This is a genomic window from Mesorhizobium sp. WSM4898, from assembly GCF_029625845.1.
GTDB lineage: Bacteria > Pseudomonadota > Alphaproteobacteria > Rhizobiales > Rhizobiaceae > Mesorhizobium.
On the sequence record NZ_JARTVQ010000009.1, the window covers coordinates 13,200 to 35,986 of the forward strand.

Consider the following 22,787-nt stretch of genomic DNA (forward strand, 5'->3'; position numbering starts at 1 on the left):
TCGCCGCGTCGGTTTCCGGATCAGATCAATTAAAACAAGGGGAACTGACATGAACGAGACCAAGAAACAGACCATCGACTCCCTCGCAGAGAGGGCAAAACGCGGCGAGATCTCGCGCCGGCAATTCGCGCAGCTTGCAGGCCTCGTGCTCGCCGGCACGCCGATGCTGCTGCGCTCGACCCATGCTCAAGCCGAGACCAAGGGGCTGGTGCTGGTGAATTGGGGCGGCGACGCCATCACCGCTTACGACGCCGCCTACGGCCAGGCCTTCACCAAGGATACCGGCATCCCGGTGAAGATGGACGGCTCGGGCCCGACCGAGGGCGCGATCGCCGCGCAGTTCAAGAGCGGCGCGCCGACCTGGGACCTGGTCGACGTCGATCCGTTCTCGGCCATTACGCTGGGCGGCCAGGGCATGCTCGAGCCGATCGACTACAAGATCGTCGATCAGAGCAAGATGCGGCCGGGCTTCGGCTGGGAATTTGCCGCGTCGACCTATTTCTTCTCCTACGTGATCGCCTACGACTCGCAGAAGTTCGGCTCCAATGCGCCGACCGGCATGGCCGACTTTTTCGACGTGAAGAAATTCCCCGGCAAGCGCTCGCTCTACAAATGGGGTGTGTCGAGCTGGGAAGCCGCCCTGCTCGCCGACGGCGTGGCACCCGCCTCGCTCTATCCGCTCGACCTCAAGCGAGCGCATGACAAGATCGCCGCCTTTAAGGAAAACGTCGTCTCCTATTGGGGCGGCGGCGCCGAAAGCCAGAGCGTGCTGCTCAACGGCGAGGCTTCCATGGCGATCGTCTGGTCGACGCGCGCCTCGCTGATCGAGCAGGACTCGGGCGGCCAGATCAAGTTCATCTGGGACCAGGGCCTGATCTCGCCCGGCGCGCTCGCGGTTCTGAAGAACAACCCCGGCGGCAAGGAAGCTGCGATGAAGTTCATCGCCAGCACGCAGGATCCGCAGAAGGAACTGGTGATGTTCGAGAAGCTCGGCCAGGGCCCGGCCAACCCGGCGGCCGACGCGCTGATCCCGGCCGACAAGAAGCGCATCAACCCGGTCGATCCGGAAAACATGAAGAAGCAGATCCCGCTCGACATGGAGTGGTACGCCAAGAACTACGGCGCGGCGCTCGACGAATACACCAAGATCATCTCGGCTTGAGCGGGCGGAGATGCTGAACTGACATGAGGGGCACCCTCTCCGACAGGACGGGCGCGGCGCTGTTGATGGCGCCGCTGCTCCTGTTCCTGGTCCTTGCTTATGCCTGGCCTTTCCTAGGCGTGGTGAAGTGGAGCTTCACCTTGCCGACGCCGGGACTCGGCCAATATGGCGCGCTGGTCAGCGATCCGCTGGTGCAGTCGGTATTCGTCCGCACGTTGCGCATCGCGGCGATCGTCACCATCGTTTCCGTCACCGCCGCCTATGCGATCACGGTCGTCTGGGTGCGCGGCAGCCCGGTGCAGCGCGTGCTTGCGGAATTCTGCATCCTGGTGCCGTTCTGGATCTCGGTGCTGACGCGCGCCTTCGGCTGGGTGGCGCTGTTGTCCAACCGCGGGCTCATCAACACCTGGCTGCAATCGATCGGCTTCATCTCCGAGCCGCTGACGCTCGTGCGCAACGAGTTCGGCGTCATCGTCGGCATGTCGCATTTCCTCATCCCCTTCGCGGTGTTTCCGCTGGCTTCGGCCATGCGCAGCCTCGACGAGCGCGTGCTGCTCGCGGCGCGCGGGCTTGGCTCCAGCCGCATGCGCACCTTCTGGACGGTGTTCGTGCCGATGACGCGCTCGGGCATTATCGGCTCGGCGATGATCACTTTCGTCTTCTCGCTGGGCTTCTTCGTCACGCCGGCGATCCTCGGCGGCGGCCGCAGCGTGATGATCGCCGAACTCATCTATCTTCGCATCTTCCAGAGCCCGGACTGGGGGCTGGGCGCGGCAATAAGCGTCGTGCTGGTGGTGTTCGTCGGCGCGCTGATGGCGCTCTTGTTCCGCTACGTCAAACCGAAGCAATTGGTGTAGCAAGATGCCCACCTACCGCCCCGGTCCCGTCTCGCTCATCCTCGCCGTCCTGGTGGCGCTGTTTCTGCTTATGCCATTGCTCGCCGTCATCCCGGTGTCGCTGACGCCGAGCCGCATGTTGACCATGCCGACCGGCGAACTGTCGCTGCGCCACTACCGTTCGCTGATCGAGGATCCGCGCTGGCTGGAGTCCATCCTGCTCTCGATCCGCATCGGTGTGGTCAGCAGCGCGATTTCCACGGCGCTCGCGCTCACCTTCAGTCTCGGCGTGTGGATGTTCCAGCCGCGCTTCACCGCCGCCCTGGTCGGCTTCGTGCTTTTGCCGATGGTGGTGCCGCCGGTGGTTTCGGCGGTGACGCTGTATTTCCTGCTCACCTCGGTCTCCGGCATCTCATCCTTCTTCGGTTACGACACCTGGTTGGGTGTCGCGATGGCGCACGCGGTGATGACGGTGCCCTTCGCCACCGTTCTGATCCTGGTCTCGCTCAGCCAGCTCGATCGGCGCATCGACCTCGCGGCACGAGGCCTGGGCGCCAGCGTGTGGGAGCGCGCGACGCGCGTCATCATGCCCAACATCAAGTTCGGCATCGTCACCGCGGCGCTCCTCTCCTTCGTGCTCTCCTGGGAAGAGATCGGCGTGACGCTGTTCATCACCTCGGTGAACGCCATCACGCTGCCGCGCCTGATGTGGATGGGACTGCGCGACAACATCGATCCGGCGATCGCAGCCCTTTCGGTGATCCTGATCATCATCACCGTGCTGGTGCTCGCCGTGCGCAGCATGATTGCGCGCCGGCAAGCCGCACCGTAAATCCGCGGCTTTGTCCCCAAAACGAAAGAGGCCCGCCGGGAGCGACGAGCCTCTGACGGTGCCAAAGTGGAAGTCTGGCCCGTGGTGATCCGGGGGTGTGGATCGCGTAAAGTCTAGCCACCCGAAGTCCGGCGCGCGATTTACAAATCCGTAAACTTCGCCCCACCTGAGCGAGCGGCGGAGGCAGAAAAGAGACGTAATATCATCGCCTTGCGAGCATCCGCGACCGCGCCGGCGCAGCATCCTTCAATCAAAAGTGATGGGAAGAGCGCGAGAAGTCGAGCCCGATCGGCGACGACGGCCAGCCCGTGACGACATGACGAAATCCGGCCGCTACCGTTTTCCCCGGCAGCCGCATTCTGGCCAGGATCGCGTCCCGGCGAATGAAGTGATGATAAAGTGCGCCAGGGCAGGTATGCCGGCCGGCGCATTGCCATCCTGTTTGCATCGCGCCTTCAGAGGGCGCGCCGCGCAGGCGAAGCAGGCGAAGGCTGCTCGCCCTCGCCTGCGGTCGGAGCCGTTCAAGCGGCCTGCGGCGGCCGCATTCTTTCGACAAGAGCCTGCCGGGCCGGGCCGGCGAGCGGCCTGTCCATGGTCAGCAGCCCGTCGAGCAGAACGAGGAGCTCACGCGCCGCGGACGACTTGCAGGAATAATAGACCATCTGGCGGTCGCGGCGGGTGTCGACCAGGCCAAACCTGCGCAGTTTGGCCAGATGCTGGGAGAGTGCGGACTGGCTGAGTTCGACCTTGTCGGCGAGCGCGCCGACAGACAATTCGCCCTCGGCCAGGTAGTTCATGATGAGCAAACGCTTCTCGTTGCCCATTACCGCAAGAAAGGCTGCCGCGCTTTCTGCGTTGGCGGTAAGTTTCTTGGTCACCATCGGTTTCCCCATGTTCATGCTCTTCCGAGGCCACGGGGGCAATGGCTTCGGAATTCCAGAGCATTTGATGGGCCTGCTCCGACACGCAGTCGGAACCTGCCCTGCTTCTTTGTTCGACCAATACCCTCCGTAACCCGGTTGCCACCACGTCGGGATCTTGGTCTCGGACAGCCTGCGCCGCGTTGTTGCGCGACGCAAGTTGGCGCAGACTCGGAATAATTCCGCGCCGCTAATGAGTATCAGCGCTTCGTCCTTTCAGCAAGATAGCGAAGCTGGCCCAGTCTCCGGCATGCCGTCGAGCAGACAACGAGACGAAAACCTGACCGGCCGGGCGCCGCGAAAGACGCATGTTGTCGCCGTTTCCCTGAGGACTCACCCCGTTTCCGAACCCGTGCTAATGTTTAGCCGGGGAGCAAGGGGGACATGAGCTGGAGGAAGAAGCCCGTGTCCAACATGTCGCGAAACACATTCACGCCCGCCGAGACGGCGCTGTTGGGGCGTGTCTTCGAGAGCGGCCGCATCGATGGAGAAACCGAAGAGCAGAAGGAGGCGCGCGCCTCCCGCATCATCGCCAATTACATGGCCGGCATCACCGATGAGACGGAACTCATCGAACTGTCCCGCAAGCCGCTCGGAAGATAGCCGGCAGCCACGCCCGTTACCGGCGCGCTGCTCACATCCTGTTGAAATATCGGGATGAAACTTGCCGCGCGGTGGCGCGTTTATCATCCGCTCACAACGCATTAGGGGTTTCGCGATGATCCAGGGATGGTTTTCCAGGCCGGTCGAAGTCGCCGTCGGCGTGGCAGGCTCGATCCGACACATTTCCAACGCCCAGCAGGCTGTGGAACTGCTGACGGGCCAATGGCGCGACGCCGGCAGCGCGCAGCATGGCGCGGCGCTGCGCGCCTGCCGCCGGGCAATGAGCGGCGACGTTCCGGCCGACAACGCCAGGGAAGCCTTCATCAGCGCAGCGCGCGAAGCGCATGTGTTGGTCGAATAGCTCCAAGGCGGCATCCTGTCTTCTGTAGAAGAGCGACACGACGCGCGAATTGACCGGACGCTTCCGCGCCGGCCGAAACCGCTGCGTGACGCGTTCATCCGCCTGTCGGCTCCGATCTCGCCGCGGACGACAGCGCGGCCAGTGACGTTGTCACATGTTTTTTGCGCGGCGCGCCGGCGCAATGAATCCGCTACGTGAGCAACTCCGGCCGGCCCATCGCTAATCTCTAAAATTTTCCGGAACATTATCGGCAGTGTTTGGTTAATGCGCGGGTCCGCCGATCATCCGGGGCCCGCATCCCAACAGGCGCCTGCCGGCGCCGTTGCTTATCAAAAGACCAACATACGAACGGAGCATGTGATGAACGACGTCTGGTTTTCCGAGCCGGTCGTGATCGATTTCGAACCAAGCGGACATCGCAAGGTCTCAAGCTGCTTCGAGGCAGTCGAATGCCTCGACCTGCGCTGGCCAAGGCGGGCGCGCGACCGCGCCTGGCGGTCGGCAAGCCGCGTCTGCCGCGACGCGCTCGACGGCTTGAGAAGTCCTACCGAAGCCCGCAAAACCCTGCGCAAGGCAGCGAAGGCCGCCGGCCTACTGGCCTGAAGCGTGTCGCGATCCCGTGCGGAAAAATCCGCCACCCGGATCGTCTCGAATTACCGCTAAGGACTTGCTCCCGGCGGCCCGTAAGCCAGAAACTTCGGAACATTGCAGCCGCCGACCTGTTACTTCTCCGTAGTCTCCTGACTACACGGGTTCCAGACCCAAGCCGAGCCCGTTCCGGCTTCCCATCGCCGGGGCGGGCTTGATTTTGTGCGGTATCGGTTGCGGCATCCCGGCGAGTGAGAGCAGCGACCGACGCATACTTTTCAGCACGCCGTTGCGGACATCCTGACGGGGATACATGAAAACGCCGGCCGCTGGACCTTCAGGCCCGTTCTTCAGGCTCTCTCATTCCAGCGACTGGGGGTTGCATTCAGCGCACACCGGGGTCTGGTCAACGGCAGGTTCTTTCCACAGGAGGTAAAAGGCCCCGCCTGTGCCAAGGCGGTGAACAATGTGAGATCGTCGACAAAAATCTTCTGGCCAATCCAGCCGATATGATCTAACGCGATGTATGTTTCCAAACGACGTCTTTAGCCGCATATGCCACGTAAAAGTCGGGTACGAAGACCGCGAGCGGCATATCGTGAAAGAGTTTTCCCGGCGAGGCGTGCCAGTCAACTGGTTCGTCGACCACGATGTTCCAGACCTTTCAGAATCGGACAGGCAATCCCGCCTGAAACCGGCTGAAATCTCGTTGGCACGAAAGCACATCGGCATCTGGGACGATTTCCTGATGACGGAGAAGCCATTCTGCCTTGTTTTCGAGGATGACGTTTTCCTTTCTCCCAATTTCGTGGCGCGGCTGAATGACTGCATTCGCGAACTTACTGTGGAGCGGCAGGCGGTCGTGTATTTGGGAAACGGCGGTAATTACTACACATCCTGGTTGATCCTGAGGAGGGGGCGGTCTCTCTATCCCGCCAAGCACAGTCGATGCACCGATTCTTATGTTTTGACGCGATCGGCAGCGGAGGCGAGATTGAGGTGGTTTCGCGAGAACGAGTTCACAAAGCCGAGCGACTTGGCAGTCAACAACTGCGACCGAGAAACAAATACGGAGATTCTTTGGTTCGAGCGTCCAATCGTTGAACAGGGGAGTCAGAACGGCCGGTTCAAAACCTCGATTTCGACAAACCGAGGGCGACCACTCTGGTACAAACGTCTAGAGTGGCGCTGGAAGAAATTCCGCCGGCAGTTTTCCGGGCACCGCGTTGATGGCTAGAGCTGATCAGCTTCACAAGAAGGCTGAACAGCTCTCGGCATCTGCCATTTCGCGCTTAAGTAACCGTTTGGCACTTGCCCCAGCGGCGCTCGACAGGCTCGACGCTTGGATTAGCCGAACCGGCTGAGAACTTCCGGAAACTGAACCGCCATCGCGCCCTCGGCCGCTTGCCCAGCAAAAATTGGCCGACGTAGCGGCACGGCGGCGAATCCGTTCACGCAGACTGCCGGACCCCGCGTTCATCGCCCAGGCCGGGTCGCGGTGAACGGGAGGTTACTCTCCGTCCAGGCGGAGACGTAATTTTATGCCTTGGGCTTGGGCGATCTAACCGTGTATAGGGCAGTCATGTCCAGGCTGACGAATTGGCTGCGAGAGAAGAGCTTACTGGGGCCGCGATACAAGCTTCCGTCAGGCGTCAGCGTCGGGCGACATACATATGGACTGGCTAAGCACACGGTATTGCTGCCATCCAAAGACGCACCGCTTACAGTTGGTTCGTTTTGCTCGATTGCCGGAAATGTGACGATTATGTGCGACGGGCAGCACTCGACCAACTCCGCCACGTCTTATCCGATCAATATCAACCTCCTGAAGAGGCCAGAGCCCGTTCAAAATGGTGGCAGAAAGCGCGGCGTCATCATCGGCCACGATGTGTGGATCTGCCACGGTGCGGTTATCATCTCAGGAGTGAGCATTGGCCACGGCGCGGTCATTGGGACGAATGCTGTAGTCACAAAGGACGTCCCGCCTTATGCGATCGTTGGCGGCGTTCCAGCCGGAATCATTCGGTATCGCTTCCCCAAAGAAATAGTGGAGAAACTACTGACAATTTGCTGGTGGGATTGGGATGGTGACAAGATCAAATCCGAGGCGGACGCGTTGACTGGGTCAATAGATACTTTCATTTCCCGCCACTTGTTCGGGCGCAGTCGCCGATAGATTAAGTATCTTTGGCGAGAATTTTCCGCCTAGCGCGAACGCGGAGCCTAGGCAATCTGAACTCTGATTGGGCGGCGGGACGATCTCCCCAGAGAGCGCGGTTTAAGGGCCTTGAAAGGATGCCAGCTGCTGAGCTATGTCGCCGCAATGGGATTCAAATTTCTTGTCGACGCTATAAACAAAGGCCGCTTCACAATAGCAGTGAAAGCCGCTCGGAACCGGATTTTTTATAAGATTTTTCAATATCGAGGGCGCGTCGCCGGTAGGTCCTTTGCCAAGGAACTTCAGGATATCGGCACAACACGGGTTTGCTTCACTATCGCTTTCAACACGCCATGGGTCATTGATGCCCTGACGAAAGCCTGGGAGACGTATCGGCCAGGGATGGACTTGGTCGTTATCGATAATTCGACCAAGGACGATGCGAGAGCACAGATCGCGCGCATTTGCGCAATCCGAAAAGTACCCTATTTCGGATTGCCAAATCGTCGCGAAAAGCATTGGTCAAGGTCGCACGGAACTGCGATTACGTGGACATTCCACAACGTAGTCAGCCACCTACGGCCAGAACTGTTTGGCTTCATTGATCACGACTGCTTCCCGGTGTTTGCCTTCAGTATCCCTGACAGCTTGGCCGGCAAGGCCGTCTACGGCTTGGTGGTTCGTCCCACGGAGAATTTCATTTACAAATCAAGGAAGGACGACCACCAATGGAACCTTTGGGCTGGTTTCTGCTTCTATCGCTTCGCCGCGGTCGATGGGCTAAAATTGAATTTTGAGCCCCGCATGGATATCGGATTGGACACAGGCGGTGCGAATTGGCCGATTCTTTATTCGAAGCTCGGCGAAGCCAGTATAGAGGTAGCGAGACGAGAGCAAGAACCAATTGAACTTTCGGGAACACTTGGGCTTCATGAACTTTTGGACGGCGCGTTCCTCCATATCGGTGGTTCTGCATATGCGGACAAGGACACGAAGTATTACCGGTCCTTTGACCATCGCAAAAATCTTCGAAATTATATTTGGGATACCTACCTAGGCGGCTCCTCGGGCCAAATTGCCGATGATTTTTGACGGCGACAGCTGACCGATCTGGTCAGGTGCTCGCGGCCAACTTCAGGAATCAGGTGTTCAGCTCTTCGGCGGCGGCGATTGCCTCGGTCACGATCGCTTCCACGTCGTCATCGATGGCTCGGTGGTTAACGAGGCAGACGCGCAGCGCGTACTGGCCGCCGATCGCCACGTTCGAGAGATGCCGACGAAGAAAGGGTTTTCGTGGACCTCGACTTCATCAATTCTTTGAGAGATGAGCTTCCAGGCCGATAGACCCAATCGGAACCTTGTGCGAATGGCGATCCCGGCAGGATTCGAACCTGCGACCATCGGCTTAGAAGGCCGGTGCTCTATCCAGCTGAGCTACGGGACCGCTGGCCGGCCGGAGCCGGCTGATGCGACTATGCGGGTGGATCTAAAAGGATGATCCGCTCCGATTTTGTTACGCAATTCCGGACGGAAAACCGCTGAGCACTTTTGCTCGGATTGCTCAATGCGTCCAGGGCGTCCTGCGGTCATAGCGGAAATTGTCCGAATAGGAAATCTGCCGGCGCTTCGGCTCCTTCGGCTCCTCGACACGATAGGCAATGCCCTGCTTCTCGGCATAGGCGACCGCCTCTTCCCTGGTATCGAAGGTGAGCCGCACCTGGCTCAGCATATCGCCGGACGAGGTGTAACCCATCAGCGGGTCGATCTTCTTGCGCTGGGCTGGATCGAATTCCAGCACCCAGTGGCCGGTCTTGGCCTTGCCGGACTGCATCGCGGTTTTGGCTGGGCTGAAAATGCGCGCGGACATGGCCACCTCTTTGCCGCCCGAAGACCGGGCAATCATTTAGCGCGCGCCAAAAGGCCGAATGGGAGCTTAGGCCACGCGCCAGCCCGTCAATACTGTGCAACGGCGCCGGCGGCAAGGCCATACGCAGCCACGGCTTGGCCAGCGGAGGTCGGAACCTCGCGCCAGCCTGGACATTAACCGAAATGAGAGGCGACCAGCACAGCCGCTCCGACCAAAGGTCCAAGGTTGCGGGGCCTTCGTTATGTCCGCCTCGCGTCGCCATCCCCCTCAACAAGCCTGGACAGTTCGCCATGACCATGACAACCGAACATCCCGTCCTGCAGCTGGCCCTGCTTGTCGGCAGTCTGCGGGCCCAATCCTACAGCCGCAAGATCGCCAAGGCGCTGGCGGCCCGCGCACCGGATTCGTTGCGCTGCCGCTTCATCGAGATCGGCGAGCTGCCTTTGTATAATCAGGATCTCGACGGCGAGACGCCGCCTGCCGCCTGGTCGGCGTTCCGCGCCGCCATCGGGGAATGCGACGCGGTGCTGTTCGTCACGCCGGAATACAACCGTTCGATCCCGGGCTGCCTGAAGAACGCCCTCGACGTCGGCTCACGCCCCTCTGGCAAGAGCGTCTTCAAAGGCCTGCCCGCCGGCGTCGTCAGCGTCAGCCCAGGCAAGATCGGCGCCTTCGGTTCCAACCAGGCGCTCAGGCAGACCTTCGTCTTCCTCGACATGCCGGTGATGCAGCAGCCGGAGGCCTATATCGGAAATGTCGCCGAGCTGCTCGACGACAGCGGCGCGATTAAGAACAGCGACACGGCCGCCTTTCTGAAAGGTTTCATCGAGGCGCTGGAGACGTGGATCAGAACCGTGCGGCCGGGCGGCTCGTCCTTCGACGCCTTCATGAAGCACCGCGAGAAGATCGCCGAGGATTATGTCAACGGCAATGCTACATCGCTGAAGGCCATCGTGACGCATAGCGAGCCGGCCACCTTCTTTTCGCCGCGCGGCGACCATCTCGAAGGTGCCGATGCCGTTGCCGGCCGATACGAGCGCGACGCCGCCAGCTTCCACGAAGGCGGCAGCACCGACATCGAGGTGCTGCAGGCCTCCGCGAGCGGCGATCTCGCCTTCTGGACCGGGCTGCAGCATGCGAGGGCGCGCATGGGCAAGAACGGACAGCCGGCCGAGATGACCTTGCGGGTGACGGAAGTGTTCCGGCTGGAGGACGGCGCCTTCAAGCTGGTGCATCGCCACGCCGACCCCGCCAACGGGTAATCTCCCTATCCGCGACACAATGCCGGGCTCTTTGCAACCACGGCCTATTCCCATTGCCTCGTCAGCGGCATATGTCGGATACATGGCCGTGGCACGTGAGAGCCATGACGACGATAAAGACAAGAATGGGCATGGAAGCGGAAATCTCGTCGGATTGGACCGGCGAGCCGGCGATCCTCGAAGGCGCGATCGTGATCGGCGCCGGCGCGGCCGGATTGGCGGCGGCCTACGCCCTGATCGAGGCCGGGATCGCCACCGAGATCCTCGAGCGCGAGGGGCGGCTGGCCGAGCCCTGGCACCACCGCCATGAGAACCTGCATCTCAACACGCATCGCGACCTCTCAACGCTGCCCGGCGTTTCATTTCCGCAAGGCACGCCCGCCTTTCCGCACCGCAGCGCGGTGATCCGCCTGTTCAACGACTTCGCCCAGACGCACCGGCTGCCGATCGCCTTCGGCGTCGTCGTCGAGGAAATCGATTTCCGCGGCGATCACTGGCTGCTGAAGACCAGCACGGGACCGCGAGCGGCGCGCCACGTGGTGATCGCCACCGGGCGCGACCGACAACCCTTTATCCCGGCCTGGAAAGGCATGAAGGATTTTTCGGGCAAGATCGTCCATTCGGCGCATTTCGGCCGGGCGAGCGACTATGCTGGGACAAAAGTGCTGGTGGTCGGCGCCGGCAATTCCGGCTTCGACGCGCTCAACCATCTTTCCGGGGTCGAGACCGGGCAGATGTGGCTCTCGGCGCGCAACGGGCCGTCGCTGCTGCCCAAGCGCATCGGCAAGATCGCCGTGCATCGTTTCTCGCCCGTCATGGCGAGACTGCCTGCCCGGCTCGCCGATGCGGTGATGGCGGCGACGCAGCGGCTGGTCTTCGGCGATCTCGGGAAGTACGGCCTGCCCTCCGCCCCGTCGGGCGGCGCCAGCCGCCTCGGCTCGGACTATACGGCGATCGCCGCCGATGACGGTGCGGTCGACGCGATCAAGGCCGGCCGCATCATCGTCGTGCCGCAGGTCAAGGAATTCAGGCACGACGGCGTCGTTCTCGAAAGCGGCCAGTCGATCGCGCCTGACATCGTCATTGCCGCCACCGGCTACCGCACCGGGCTGGAGGCGATGGTGGGCAGGCTCGGCGTGCTCGATGCCAAGGGAGTGCCGCTGTTCAACGGCCCGGCGAACGACCCGAAACTGCCCGGCCTCTGGTTCACCGGCATGCGGCCGAGCATTCGAGGCTGCTTCGCCAATGCGCGCATCCAGGGCGCGGCGATCGCCGGCAGGATTGCCAAGCAAAGGCGCTGAGGCGCTAGTCTGCGCGCGAGGCTTCCGTTTTGGGCCGGCCGCGGAAGCTTTAAATGCCGCGAGCGTCGGAGTGCAGCGCGGCCTGGTAGCGCACCTGATTTGGGACCGCCGGGGCTTAGGCGAATTGCCATTTGGCTCAAGCCGCTAGACGGGCGCCGCTCGCGGCTCGTCGGCGACACCAGCCGCCGCGCCGCAAGGCGACAAGTCCTATTGCGAAACCGCGCAAAGCGCATATTGTCGAGCGTGGTCGGGGATCGTACCCGGCGGTCGAAGAGGCGATCGACGCGGTGCTGCGTTAGGCGATTGGGTCAAGGACTCGATGCAGCAAGGGGCTATGAGTGCTACGGCCACAGGGCGCGGCCAGCGTGAGCAAGCCGACGGCGATATTGCCCGCGAGCAAACCGTCCTCTTTCGCCTCACCGACCGACTTTACCGCGCCCATGGCCTCGTCGAGATCTACGATGCGGCCCTGGATGCCATATGCGACGCCCTCGGTTCGTCACGCGCCTCGATCCTGAAATTTGACAATCAAGGCGTCATGAGCTTCGTCGCGTGGCGCTCACTGTCTGAAGAATACCGCAAGGCTGTCAACGGCCACACGCCGTGGACAAGCGATCAGCGCGACGCCAAGCCCATCTTTGTCGAGGATATTCGGTTCAGCGGTGAATCTCAGCAACTCATCGAAACGGTCCTCGGCGAAGGCATCGAGGCGCTGGCCTTTATCCCGCTTGCCAGCTCCCGCGAGCTCATCGGCAAGTTCATGGTCTACTACCCAGCACCCCATAGCTTCACCGATCGTGAACGCGAACTTGCGTTGACCATTGCCCGCCAGCTCGGGTTTGCGATCGAACGGGACCAGGGGGAAACCACTGCAGCGCGGCTAAGCGCGCTTGTCGAATCCTCAGATGACGCGATCATCGCGACGGATCCGGACGGCATCGTCACGGACTGGAACCGTGGCGCCGAGCGTCTCTACGGCTACCCCCGCGCGGAAATTATCGGTCGTTCGCTCATGTTGCTGATACCGCCCGATCGCCAGAACGAGGACCGGGAGATTCTGGCGCGCATCCGAGATGGAGAGCATGTCGAGCATTTCGAGACCGTTCGCCTGCGCAAGGACGGCAGTATCGTTCCCATCTCTTTGACCGTTTCCCCCATCGCGGACGCGTCGGGCACAATTGTCGGTGCTTCCAAGATCGCCCGCGGCATCTCCGAGCGGCTGCGCGCGCAAGAGCAGCGGGAGATACTGCTCCGCGAGATGGACCACCGGGTGAAGAACCTCTTCGCCATCGCAAGCTCGATCATCAAGTTGAGCGCCTCGACCGCCGAAACGCCGGCGGCGCTCGCCTCGATCGTGTCTGACCGCCTCGGTGCCTTGGCGCGGGCGCATGCGCTGACGATGCTCACGTCGGATGGCCGCTCTGCTCAGGTCTCCGCGAGCCTGCATACATTGGTGAACGCGATCCTCGCGCCATACCGCCATGTGGCCAATGAGCATCCCCGCTTCGCGATCACCGGCATCGATATCCCCGTGCCTGCGGCAATGATCACGCCGCTTTCCCTCCTGCTGCACGAATTCGCCACCAACGCTGCCAAACATGGCAGCCTCTCGGCGGCCGCCGGCTCAATAGAGATCGCTTGCGCCAATCGGGACGGCAAGGTGCTTATTCAATGGCGAGAGGTTGGAGGACCACCTCCCGTCGCAACCGAAGAAGAAGGTTTCGGGAGCCGCCTGGTCCGCGTCGCCGCGAGCCAGTTGGGCCGAGTCGAGCGAAACTGGGACCCGGCCGGCGTCACTATCGAGGTCACGCTTGACGGTGAAAGATTTTCTGCCTGACGACCAGAAGGCCGAGCTGAGGTGGGGATCTCCTCGGCCGGGTCGACCAATCGAGCATGACAGTCGGGCTAGCTCATGTCCCTAGCGGCGTCTTCGATCAGCTTGACAACCAAATTGCGAAACCTCTCGCCGGACCTGTTCCCTATATTTCCAACATCCTCGGCGACCATACCGGGTGACGAAACCGACACCTCCCCACTGACGTGAACGTTGACGGTGAATACCCTTCCGGCGGTGTTTTTCACTTCCGGCTTTCGGTAGATTCGAAACCGAACAGAGGGCGTCAGCGCTTTGTCACGGCCCCGCGGAACGGTGTCTATGTCGATCGTCATCTCGCCCGACACCTCTGCCTTGGCCGCTACCAACGACGCAACAACGACATCGTCCAGCCAGGCCCTGGCTTGGGTGCCGAAATCCGGCACCGTGGCGTTCGCATCCTCCTTTTGCTGGCGAGGAGCTTTCTTGCCGCGCTCAAGGGCTTCTTTGAACTTAGCCACCTAATCGCCTCCGACTTGTCAGCCTATGAAGCGGCGCTCACATTGGTCACCGCCCTGCCAATCAATAAAACGCGCGCCATCCCAGTGCGTTGCAATGAACAGCCCTTCGGCGCGCGGTTGATCGGTCGACGGGCCGACGCGCGAAGGTTTGCTGGCAACGGAGCGTTCCTGGGCTCCGCCGTCAAAAGGCAACGTTGCGATGCTGCTGCATAGAGGCATCCGGGCCTAAGCTTATTCAATTAAATCAATAGGTTATATAAAACCATCACATGGCACCGTCAGTAGGGCAAGACGGCGACGATCGGACGTCCAGGGTTCGGACCGAGGTTGTGCGCGCGTGGCCGCTTGCGCCCCCGCCCGGCAGCCAGGTGGTACCTCTTTATCAATGCTTCACCATAGGAACAGCGGTCCCGGAACCTTTCTGATTGCTGCGAACTTCTGGAATTCCATGAATCCCAAAATGAAGGACTTCGGCATGAAAGTCACTGCAGCAGGCATCGACCGCATCAAGATCGGCAACGCCGACGCGAGTGGCCAGGACGCCCATTTCGTCGTTTGGCTTTATCTTCAGGTCGACGAAGGCGGCACACAAACCGGTCAGGAACTGGTGGTGTCGGTCCCGTACGACGCGCAGATGACCTTTGATGAAATCGCTACCCAGGCTTTCGAGAAGGCGCATAACCTGCTTCTCGCCTGCTGCGAGATCGATAAGTCCATGTGGTGGAAACAGTTCAACCACAGCCTTGCGCCGCTGCCTGAGTGGACGCCCGGCGCGCAGTAGTCGGGCGCGGCCGATGCCGGTGCAACCTTGGCAATGAACGCCTCAGCCGGCCAATTCGGAAAGTTCGTCGGCCGCTTCCTCAAGACCTTGCGCCGCCGCTCGCTCGAGCCAAAGGCGGCCGACTGCCGGGTAGTGCTCTCCGGCTAGGCCCTTCGAGAAATATCGGCCGAGCATCAGTTGGGCCTGCCCGTGCCCACGCTCGGCCGCGGCCGCAAACCATTTCTGCGCCGCCACGTGATCGACCGGCAGTCCCTCGCCGGAGCTCTGCAGCGCTCCGAGAGCAAACATTGCGCCGGCATGTCCGTCGGCAGCAGCCCGTCGGAACAGCTGTATTGCGGCTTCGGGAGAGCGTTTGCCTCCGCTGCCATTGAGCAGCATCTCAGCAAGTGCCACTTGCGCATCGAGCATGCCGCCTTCGGCCGCTTGGGCAAACCAGGCACGAGCCTGTTGCGCGTCGGCAGCCACGCCGCGCCCGTCCCTGAGAATGCGCGCATACATGTACTGAGCCTCAGCCACGCCTTCAGCCGCGCGCCTCAGCCATTGCGCGGCGCGAGTTTCATCCTGGTGCACGCCGACGCCTTTGGCGAAACACAGCCCGAGATTGAAGGCGGCGATAAGGTCGCCCGATAATGCGGCCGCCTCGAACCACCCCGCTACGCTCGTGATATCGTCCCGCTCGCCGGCTCCCTGAAGAACAAGATTGGCCAGATCGACTTGCGCTGCCCGGTTCCCTCTGCTTGCGGCGGTGCGCAGCCAATGCGCCCCCTCTTGCTCGTCCCTGGCGACACCGTTTCCCGTCAGGTAGAGAGAGGCCAGCGCGCGAGCGGCGGCCTGGTGACCCCCCTCGGCCGCACGACGATACCAAATTGCCGCCTCTGAAAAGTCCGGCGGCCGGCTCTTCACGTTACGATCGCCGAGAAGATTCGCCGCCTCGACGTTGCCCGCCAATGCCGCACGCCGTATCCAGGCCTCTCCGGTCACAGGATCCTGATCGCCGAGGCTCCCGTCGATAAGCGCCAGACCCAATCGGAATTGGGCCGCAGGAAGCCCTTTCTCCGCAGCTGACTGGTATAATCGCGCCGCACCCGCAATGTCGCCTGCGACGCCGCGGCCGTGTTCGGTCAGGATCGCGAGAAGATAGATTGCCGTCGGCAAGCCAGCATCCGCCGCCCGCCGGACCTCATCGGCAATCCTGGACCGGTCTGCCGACAAACCTCGCCGTGCCAGCGACAGGGCAAAACCAAGGCTTCCTTCGGCGCAGCCGGCCGCGGCCGACCGCTCGTACCACCTGTAGGCAGCATCCGCATCGCGCATTGGTTCGGGACCGCTGGTCAGGATGTAGCCGAGGAGTGCCTGGCCGGTGGCGGAGCCCGCCTCGGCCGCCTTCGTGGCAAGATCGAGCGCTGACGCAAAGTCTGGCTCGCTCGTGGTGTCCTCCACGAACAACCGTTCCGATTCGGAGCCCTTGTCAGCCTCGGCTGTCGCCATCCCGGTCACGTAGAGTGCGGCGAGAAGCGCCTGCGCATCAGCGCTCCCGTGATCCGCTGCTCGCCGCAGCCAGCGCGTCCCCTCTGCCCGGCTGGGCGGCACGCCGGAACCTTCGAGATAGCAACGCGCGACCCGATACTCGGCCTGGCCTATGCCCGCACGCGCAGCCGTGGCGAAGAGCGGAAAGGCCTCGGTGGGCTTGCCATTTTCAGCAAGCTGGATCGCCCTGCGCAATGCTACGGATGGGCTAGCCAAACCAGTCAGGCGATCCAGAATTGTCATCGATGCCAGCCTCTGGCTGCTCCGGTTCCTCTTGAGCTGCAGACTACGGCTCGCGCATCGCTTCCTGACCGATCGGGAGCATCACCCCAAGCATGTATTTGAGCACCGTGCGCCGGCCGACCTGAACGTCGGCGGTCACCGGCATGCCGGGGGTGAGGGCAAACCCGGCGGGTACGTCATGCAGCGCGACCTGATCGATGGAAATGCGCGTCCGATAGAACGGTTCTGTGTTCGAGGGCAGCATTGCCAGCGAACTGTCTGGATCGCGGGCTTGCTCCTGAGCGGAGAAGGAATCCGGACTGAGCGTGCGCACGGTGCCGTGAGCGAGGCCGTATTGCGAATAGGGGAAGGTATCGAACTTGATGACGACGGGATCGCCGACATGGACGAAGCCACTGCTTCGGCCGACGACATTTGTCTCGATCTCGAGCGGCGCCTTGGCGGGCACCAGCGTGATCAGGCGCTCGCCCGACTGCAGGACCGAGCCGACCGACACCTTTGCCACGGACTGGACAATGGCATCTCCTTCGCTTTTCAGCTCGACCAGTTGCTTGCGCAGCTTTGCCTTGTTGAAGAGCTCGCGCGCGTCGGACATGCGAGAGCTCGCCTCCGACAAACCTTGCGAGACTTCCGCGCGCCAGCCTTGAATGTAGCCGGCGCGGTCGGCGGCTACCGCAGCCTGCTGGCGCCTGGCAGCTTCCGCCGTCTGCACGGCGTTGCCGAGCGCGCGCGACATTTCGGCCGAATTGTCCTCGGCCAGCAGGGTATTGAGGCGGCTCCCGACTTGCCTTTCTTCCAGCTGCTTGCGCATCTGTTCTATCGATGCCGCGACGGAGAGCCGCTGCCGGTAGCCAGCGGCATCAGATTGCGCGCGCGAGATCACGGAAGTGAGTTCATCGCTTTGCCGATCGAAATTCTCCAGCTTAGCCTCGTAGACCGCCTTGCGGCGCTCGAAGATCGAGGCCTGCAGGGTCCAGCTGGGGTCGAGGCCGTCATAGTTGAACTCCTTGCCGTCGGCCTCCGCCTTCAACCGTGCCACTTCAGCCTCAAGCGTAGAGACCTGCAGGGCCAAGGCCTGCAGGTCTGCCGAGGCGAAGGTCGAATCGAGGCGCGCAAGCAATTGGCCGGCCTGCACATGCTGTCCTTCGCGCACTTCGATCGAGCGGACAATCGCCGTCTCCAGCGGCTGCACGATGATGTTGGGCGATTGTGAAACCACGAGCCCCCTCGTCGTCACGACCTGGTCGACCGGTATCAGTCCTGCCACGGTGATCAAGACGATCACGAGGCTCGAAATCATCCATACGATGCCGCGCGCCGCCCGAGGAATCGGCGCATTCGAGACTGCTGTCGACGGCCATTGGAACTCGAGTATGGCCGGCGTCGTCGGATCGTTCGTTTTCGCTCGGCCCCAGCGAGCCTGGCGGACGGTGAGCGAGGGGCTACTCATGGCTTACCGGCCCTTGTTATCCAACTCATCTTTGGCGAGAACCACCATTTCAATCTCGACCCCGTTGCGGCACCACATCGTCAAACCAATCGCGGCGGTACGGCCGCCGGCCGGCCGCCACGATTGTCCAAATGTCGGTTCTGCTGCGACCACAGCTGGCGATAGAGCGCGCATCGTTCGAGCAGGACGGTGTGCGAAGCGACGTCGAGAACCTTGCCCTGCTCCATGACCAGGATCTGGTCGCAGTCGGTGAGCGAGGACAGCCGATGCGAGACGATGATCATGGTGCGCCCGCTGGCGATACGCATGAGATTGGCACTGACGACCGCTTCGCTTTCCGGGTCGAGAGCACTGGTGGCCTCGTCGAGAATGAGGATGGTCGGATCGTGGATGAGGGCGCGCGCGATCGCCAGCCGTTGCTTTTGACCGCCCGACAGGTTGGGCGAACCTTCCTCGATGTAGGTATCGTATCCGTTCGGCATGCGTTCGATAAATTCTTCCGCGCCGGCGAGATGCGCGGCACGCATGGCATCGGACAGCGTCAAGCCTGCGCGGCCGGCGATGATGTTGTCGCGGATCGACCCGCGGAACAGGAAATTGTCCTGGAGGACCACGCCGAGCCCCTGGCGAAGATGACGCAGGTTGATTTCCTTGAGGTCGACGCCGTCCAGCTTCAGGAACCCGCTGTAATCCCGGTTGATCCCCTGCAGCAGCCGCGCGATGGTCGATTTTCCCGACCCGCTCCGCCCGACAATGCCGAACATGGTCCCAGCCGGAATGTGGAAGCTGACCCGGTCGAGGGCGGGCGTCTTGGTACCGATGTAGCTGAACGTCAGATCGCTGAACGTAACTTCGCCGAGGAGCCTTGGCCGCAGACCGAGGGAGTTCGAACTCGTCTCCAACGGCCGGTTAAGGACGGATGCCGCCTCGCCGATCGCCGCTCCCACCTCCTCGTAGTCTTCGATCAGCCGCACCAATCCGACCAGCGGTTGCGCGACGCGTTGGGAGATCATCATGAAGGCGAACAGACCGCCGACCATATAGCCGGAACTGTCGTTCATCGCGAGATAGGCGCCGATCAGCATGGTGCCAAGCACCATTACGCGTTCAATGGGCGTAACCAGGGTCTGCGGCCAGCTGGCGAACTGCCCGAAGGAGAGGCGCGCGCTTCCCGCCTCCGCCACCTGCTCGTCCCAAAGCGCCTTGCGTTGCGGCTCGAGACCAAGCGCCTTCACGGTCTTTATGCCGACAACGGTTTCGCCCAGCGCCGCCGACTTCCAGGTCTCGGCCTCGATCACCCGCTGGTACCTTCGGCGCAGCGGCTTCAGGAAGGCAAGGATGATCAGCATGATCACCACTGCGCACGCAACGACGATCCAGGCAAGCGTCACGTTGATATAGAACATCACCGGCAGCAGCACGCACAGGGTGATCAGGTCCAGGAACGTGCTGAGCAGTTTGCCTGTCAGAAACTCGCGGATTCGATAGACCTGCGCGAGGTGGTACATTGTCTCGCCGGCGGGGTGGCGCTCGAAATAGTCGAGCGGCAGACGCAAGAGGCGGCTGAAAACGTGCAGCTGCAGCTTGGTGTCGAGGCGGGCTCCGACGACGTTGATGATCAGTCGCCGCGCGTGGCCCAGGAGCGTCTCGTATGCGAAGACGACAGCGACTATGGCCGACAAGAGTAACAGCGTCGAGACACTGTTGAACTGCAATACCTTGTTGACCACCGTCATGACGATGAGCGGCGGCAAAATCGTCAGAACGCTGAGTGTGAAGGAGGCGATGGCCACGTCGCGAAGCGGCCGGCTTTCGTGCCGCACCAGTTCGGCGATCCAGCGAAGGGTGAAAGGCGCATCCGCGGCAACATAGGATCGCGCGTTTCGCAGCAGCACCGCCTCGCCCGTCCACACCTGCGACAGGCGCAACTCGTCGACAGCGGTGGATGGACCATCGTCGGGCGCTTCCGGACTTTTGAGGAAGACCACGTTGCGCTCGGCACTCGCCCCGGTGAGGAGACCGGCGCCGCCATCGCTGAACAAGAGAACGACTGGTCCGGTATCTTGAAAGCGCAACAGGTGTGACCAGCGAACACGCACTGCCCGGGACCACATGCCGCCGTTCTGCGCCCATTCCGACAGGTCGGTAGCGCTTGGAAACGGGCCTGCGCTCGCTGCCCTGAATTCGTTCGGATCGAGCTCGATACCGTGATAGCGGGCGACCCGGAGCATCGCCTTGAGGCGCGGCCCGACCTGGTCGAACTCGGCGGGGCCACCGGGGCTCTGCCCCGTTTCGCTGGTGCCGCCGGGCATGCCGGTCGGGTCGGCCGCGGTCCCGGCACGCAGCTCCACAGGCTGGACTTCAGCACTCCCAGGAACGTTCACCATGGACTCCCCTTCGGGTAGGCAGGCGGTGGTTCGACATTGCCCGGGGCGGACCATTTCCGCCGGAATCTCTGGGGGCGCTGATGATACTCCGCGGCGGTCGGTCGCGCGAGCCCCTTAACCACTCGGAAAGGCCGAACGCGCGGGCCCTGCCCTTCGGCAAAGCCCGCGCGCCCGCTTCTCAGCTTTGGACCGGTTTCTATCGTCGTCTGTCCGGTCGCCATTCCTCTTCACTCATGCTCAGTCATGCGGCTTCAGAATATCCTTCAGCGCCTTCTTCACCGTGTCGTCGCTGTTGGCGAAGCCGGCACCCTGCTTGTTCTGATCCGAGGTCAGGTCGGTGCTTGCACCCAACGGCTTGTTCTGGTTCTGACCAAATCCCCTGATCGTGTTGAGAACATTCAGGAGGTCGGTCGTCACCGAACCGGCGGCCTGGCTGACAAGCTGACGGAACGACGCATGGCTGACGGCATCACTGTCGGTCGAGCCGGATTGCAGGAACTGCGTCGTGTCCTTGAGCCCGAGTGAGTTGGCCGTGACCGCGGCGGTGCGATGGCCAGGCGAGCCATCGGCATCAGTGCCATCGTTGGAATGTCCCTTCCCAGGATTGCTGCTGTCGCTGCGGTCAGGATCATTGCCGTGGCCGTTGTTGCCTTTGTCGCGATCACCGGTCTCGCCGCCGGGGCCGGTCGCTCCGGTCGGGCCCGTTGCGCCGCCCGGCCCCGTAGCACCCGTCGAGCCGGTTGCGCCGGCTGCACCCGTTGCGCCGGTCGCTCCGGTCGCTCCGGTTGAGCCGGTGGCACCCGTTGCGCCGGTAGCACCCGTTGCTCCGGTTGCACCCGTAGCGCCGGTCGCTCCAGTCGCGCCAGTTGCTCCGGTAGCTCCACTCGCACCGGTGGCTCCGGTCGCACCAGTTGCTCCGGTCGAGCCCGTTGCTCCAGTCGCACCGGTGGCTCCGGTCGCACCTGTCGAGCCGGTTGCTCCGGTTGCACCCGTAGCGCCGGTCGCTCCAGTCGCTCCAGTCGCGCCAGTTGCTCCAGTCGCACCGGTGGCTCCGGTCGCACCCGTCGAGCCGGTAGCTCCGGTAGCTCCAGTCGCACCCGTGGCGCCGGTTGCACCTGTCGCTCCGGTCGCACCTGTAGCGCCGGTCGAGCCAGTCGCACCCGTTGCTCCGGTCGCGCCGGTTGCACCGGTAGCGCCGGTCGCCCCAGTCGAGCCGGTGGCACCGGTAGCGCCGGTCGCCCCAGTCGAGCCGGTGGCACCCGTGGCGCCGGTCGCACCTGTAGCTCCGGTAGCGCCGGTCGCCCCAGTCGAGCCGGTGGCACCCGTGGCGCCGGTCGAGCCGGTCGCACCCGTGGCGCCGGTCGCACCTGTCGCACCCGTTGCTCCAGTCGCACCGGTTGCTCCGGTCGAGCCCGTGGCACCCGTAGCGCCGGTCGCACCTGTCGCACCCGTTGCTCCAGTCGCGCCAGTTGCTCCAGTCGCACCTGTGGCTCCGGTCGCACCGGTTGCTCCGGTCGAGCCCGTTGCTCCAGTCGCGCCGGTCGCACCGGTTGCGCCGGTCGAGCCCGTGGCACCCGTAGCGCCGGTCGCTCCAGTCGAGCCCGTTGCTCCAGTCGCACCGGTGGCTCCGGTCGCACCCGTCGAGCCGGTAGCTCCGGTAGCTCCAGTCGCACCCGTTGCTCCAGTGGCACCGGTAGTTCCAGTCGCACCTGTTGCTCCGGTCGAACCTGTCGAGCCAGTTGCTCCTGTCGCACCCGTGGCGCCGGTTGCGCCTGTCGAGCCGGTCGCACCCGTAGCGCCGGTTGCACCTGTTGCACCCGTCGCGCCGGTGGCGCCTGTAGCTCCGGTATCGCCGGTGGCGCCGGTCGCACCTGTTGCTCCGGTCGCACCTGTCGAGCCCGTTGCTCCGGTATCACCCGTAGCGCCAGTCGCACCTGTGGCGCCGGTTGCTCCAGTCGAGCCGGTATCGCCCGTGGCGCCAGTCGCACCCGTAGCGCCGGTCGAGCCGGTATCGCCCGTAGCACCAGTGGCGCCGGTTGCTCCAGTCGCCCCAGTGGCCCCGGTCGAACCCGTTGCTCCGGTATCACCCGTTGCTCCAGTCGAGCCGGTCGCACCCGTTGCACCCGTAGCGCCGGTCGCACCTGTTGCACCCGTCGAGCCCGTTGCTCCGGTATC

Annotated in this window: 19 protein-coding genes, 1 tRNA gene and 1 pseudogene; 13 read left to right on the forward strand and 8 right to left on the reverse strand. The window is 62.8% G+C overall.

Translation table 11 applies throughout. The annotated features are described in order from the left end of the window. The first annotated feature begins 49 nt into the window (after nucleotides 1-49). The 3 genes from P9228_RS25900 to P9228_RS25910 are packed head-to-tail and all read left to right on the forward strand — an operon-like array spanning nucleotide 50 to nucleotide 2,830. The gene (locus P9228_RS25900; protein WP_278056290.1) at nucleotides 50-1,162 is read left to right on the forward strand and encodes an ABC transporter substrate-binding protein; all 1,113 of its coding nucleotides are present in this window, start codon (nucleotides 50-52) and stop codon (nucleotides 1,160-1,162) included. Between the two features lie 23 nt (nucleotides 1,163-1,185). Next, nucleotides 1,186-2,019 carry an ABC transporter permease gene (locus P9228_RS25905; protein ID WP_067330676.1) on the forward strand — a complete coding sequence of 278 codons (834 nt, stop codon included), beginning with the start codon at nucleotides 1,186-1,188 and terminating at the stop codon, nucleotides 2,017-2,019. Between the two features lie 4 nt (nucleotides 2,020-2,023). Then, nucleotides 2,024-2,830, forward strand: coding sequence for an ABC transporter permease (locus tag P9228_RS25910; RefSeq protein WP_067330673.1), 807 nt, complete (start codon nucleotides 2,024-2,026; stop codon nucleotides 2,828-2,830). Between the two features lie 521 nt (nucleotides 2,831-3,351). Here the strand turns inward: P9228_RS25910 and P9228_RS25915 are convergent. Next, nucleotides 3,352-3,711, reverse strand: coding sequence for a metalloregulator ArsR/SmtB family transcription factor (locus tag P9228_RS25915; RefSeq protein WP_066999308.1), 360 nt, complete (start codon nucleotides 3,709-3,711; stop codon nucleotides 3,352-3,354). 423 nt (nucleotides 3,712-4,134) lie between these two features. Between P9228_RS25915 and P9228_RS25920 the strand changes: the two genes are divergently transcribed. The 6 genes from P9228_RS25920 to P9228_RS25945 all read left to right on the forward strand — a co-directional run bounded on the left by P9228_RS25920 (nucleotide 4,135) and on the right by P9228_RS25945 (nucleotide 8,552). Then, nucleotides 4,135-4,353: a hypothetical protein gene (locus P9228_RS25920; RefSeq protein ID WP_245299680.1), complete on the forward strand. Its 219-nt coding sequence runs from the start codon at nucleotides 4,135-4,137 to the stop codon at nucleotides 4,351-4,353. A gap of 115 nt (nucleotides 4,354-4,468) precedes the next feature. Continuing rightward, nucleotides 4,469-4,714, forward strand: a complete 246-nt coding sequence (locus P9228_RS25925; protein ID WP_059186167.1) for a DUF982 domain-containing protein — start codon at nucleotides 4,469-4,471, stop codon at nucleotides 4,712-4,714. 360 nt (nucleotides 4,715-5,074) lie between these two features. After that, a complete protein-coding gene (locus P9228_RS25930) occupies nucleotides 5,075-5,317 on the forward strand; it encodes a DUF982 domain-containing protein (protein WP_066999301.1) in 243 nt (80 codons plus the stop codon). Between the two features lie 583 nt (nucleotides 5,318-5,900). Then, complete coding sequence (locus P9228_RS25935; RefSeq protein WP_278056297.1) at nucleotides 5,901-6,539, forward strand: glycosyltransferase family 25 protein; 639 nt, start codon at nucleotides 5,901-5,903, stop codon at nucleotides 6,537-6,539. A 459-nt stretch (nucleotides 6,540-6,998) separates the two neighbouring features. Then, nucleotides 6,999-7,478: a CatB-related O-acetyltransferase gene (locus tag P9228_RS25940; RefSeq protein WP_278056299.1), complete on the forward strand. Its 480-nt coding sequence runs from the start codon at nucleotides 6,999-7,001 to the stop codon at nucleotides 7,476-7,478. Nucleotides 7,479-7,589: 111 nt separating this feature from the next. Then, entirely contained in the window at nucleotides 7,590-8,552 is a 963-nt protein-coding gene (locus tag P9228_RS25945; protein WP_278056301.1) for a hypothetical protein, read from the forward strand. Between the two features lie 275 nt (nucleotides 8,553-8,827). Here the strand turns inward: P9228_RS25945 and P9228_RS25950 are convergent. Next, a tRNA-Arg gene (locus tag P9228_RS25950) sits at nucleotides 8,828-8,904 on the reverse strand. Nucleotides 8,905-9,021: 117 nt separating this feature from the next. Then, the gene (locus P9228_RS25955) at nucleotides 9,022-9,327 is read right to left on the reverse strand and encodes an ETC complex I subunit (protein WP_066999298.1); all 306 of its coding nucleotides are present in this window, start codon (nucleotides 9,325-9,327) and stop codon (nucleotides 9,022-9,024) included. Between the two features lie 290 nt (nucleotides 9,328-9,617). On the opposite strand from P9228_RS25955, the gene P9228_RS25960 reads away from it, so the two are divergent. The 3 genes from P9228_RS25960 to P9228_RS25970 all read left to right on the forward strand — a co-directional run bounded on the left by P9228_RS25960 (nucleotide 9,618) and on the right by P9228_RS25970 (nucleotide 13,727). After that, nucleotides 9,618-10,589 carry an NAD(P)H-dependent oxidoreductase gene (locus P9228_RS25960; protein WP_095826404.1) on the forward strand — a complete coding sequence of 324 codons (972 nt, stop codon included), beginning with the start codon at nucleotides 9,618-9,620 and terminating at the stop codon, nucleotides 10,587-10,589. Nucleotides 10,590-10,720: 131 nt separating this feature from the next. After that, on the forward strand, nucleotides 10,721-11,890 hold the full coding sequence (locus P9228_RS25965) for an NAD(P)/FAD-dependent oxidoreductase (RefSeq protein ID WP_278056446.1): 1,170 nt from the start codon (nucleotides 10,721-10,723) through the stop codon (nucleotides 11,888-11,890). Between the two features lie 334 nt (nucleotides 11,891-12,224). Further along, on the forward strand, nucleotides 12,225-13,727 hold the full coding sequence (locus P9228_RS25970) for a PAS domain S-box protein (protein WP_278056304.1): 1,503 nt from the start codon (nucleotides 12,225-12,227) through the stop codon (nucleotides 13,725-13,727). Nucleotides 13,728-13,795: 68 nt separating this feature from the next. Here P9228_RS25970 and P9228_RS25975 read toward each other — a convergent pair whose 3' ends face one another. Next, nucleotides 13,796-14,224, reverse strand: coding sequence for a hypothetical protein (locus tag P9228_RS25975; protein ID WP_067330644.1), 429 nt, complete (start codon nucleotides 14,222-14,224; stop codon nucleotides 13,796-13,798). A 460-nt stretch (nucleotides 14,225-14,684) separates the two neighbouring features. Between P9228_RS25975 and P9228_RS25980 the strand changes: the two genes are divergently transcribed. After that, a complete protein-coding gene (locus P9228_RS25980) occupies nucleotides 14,685-15,005 on the forward strand; it encodes a hypothetical protein (RefSeq protein WP_278056306.1) in 321 nt (106 codons plus the stop codon). 42 nt (nucleotides 15,006-15,047) lie between these two features. Here the strand turns inward: P9228_RS25980 and P9228_RS25985 are convergent, their stop codons facing one another. The 4 genes and pseudogenes from P9228_RS25985 to P9228_RS26000 form a co-directional block, all read right to left on the reverse strand. Further along, nucleotides 15,048-16,775 carry an SEL1-like repeat protein gene (locus tag P9228_RS25985; protein WP_278056308.1) on the reverse strand — a complete coding sequence of 576 codons (1,728 nt, stop codon included), beginning with the start codon at nucleotides 16,773-16,775 and terminating at the stop codon, nucleotides 15,048-15,050. Between the two features lie 43 nt (nucleotides 16,776-16,818). Beyond that, nucleotides 16,819-18,225 carry an HlyD family type I secretion periplasmic adaptor subunit gene (locus P9228_RS25990; protein ID WP_278056310.1) on the reverse strand — a complete coding sequence of 469 codons (1,407 nt, stop codon included), beginning with the start codon at nucleotides 18,223-18,225 and terminating at the stop codon, nucleotides 16,819-16,821. Nucleotides 18,226-18,305: 80 nt separating this feature from the next. Continuing rightward, a complete protein-coding gene (locus tag P9228_RS25995; RefSeq protein WP_278056312.1) occupies nucleotides 18,306-20,612 on the reverse strand; it encodes a peptidase domain-containing ABC transporter in 2,307 nt (768 codons plus the stop codon). Nucleotides 20,613-20,849: 237 nt separating this feature from the next. After that, nucleotides 20,850-22,787, reverse strand: a pseudogene (locus P9228_RS26000) (hypothetical protein); the annotation flags it as partial.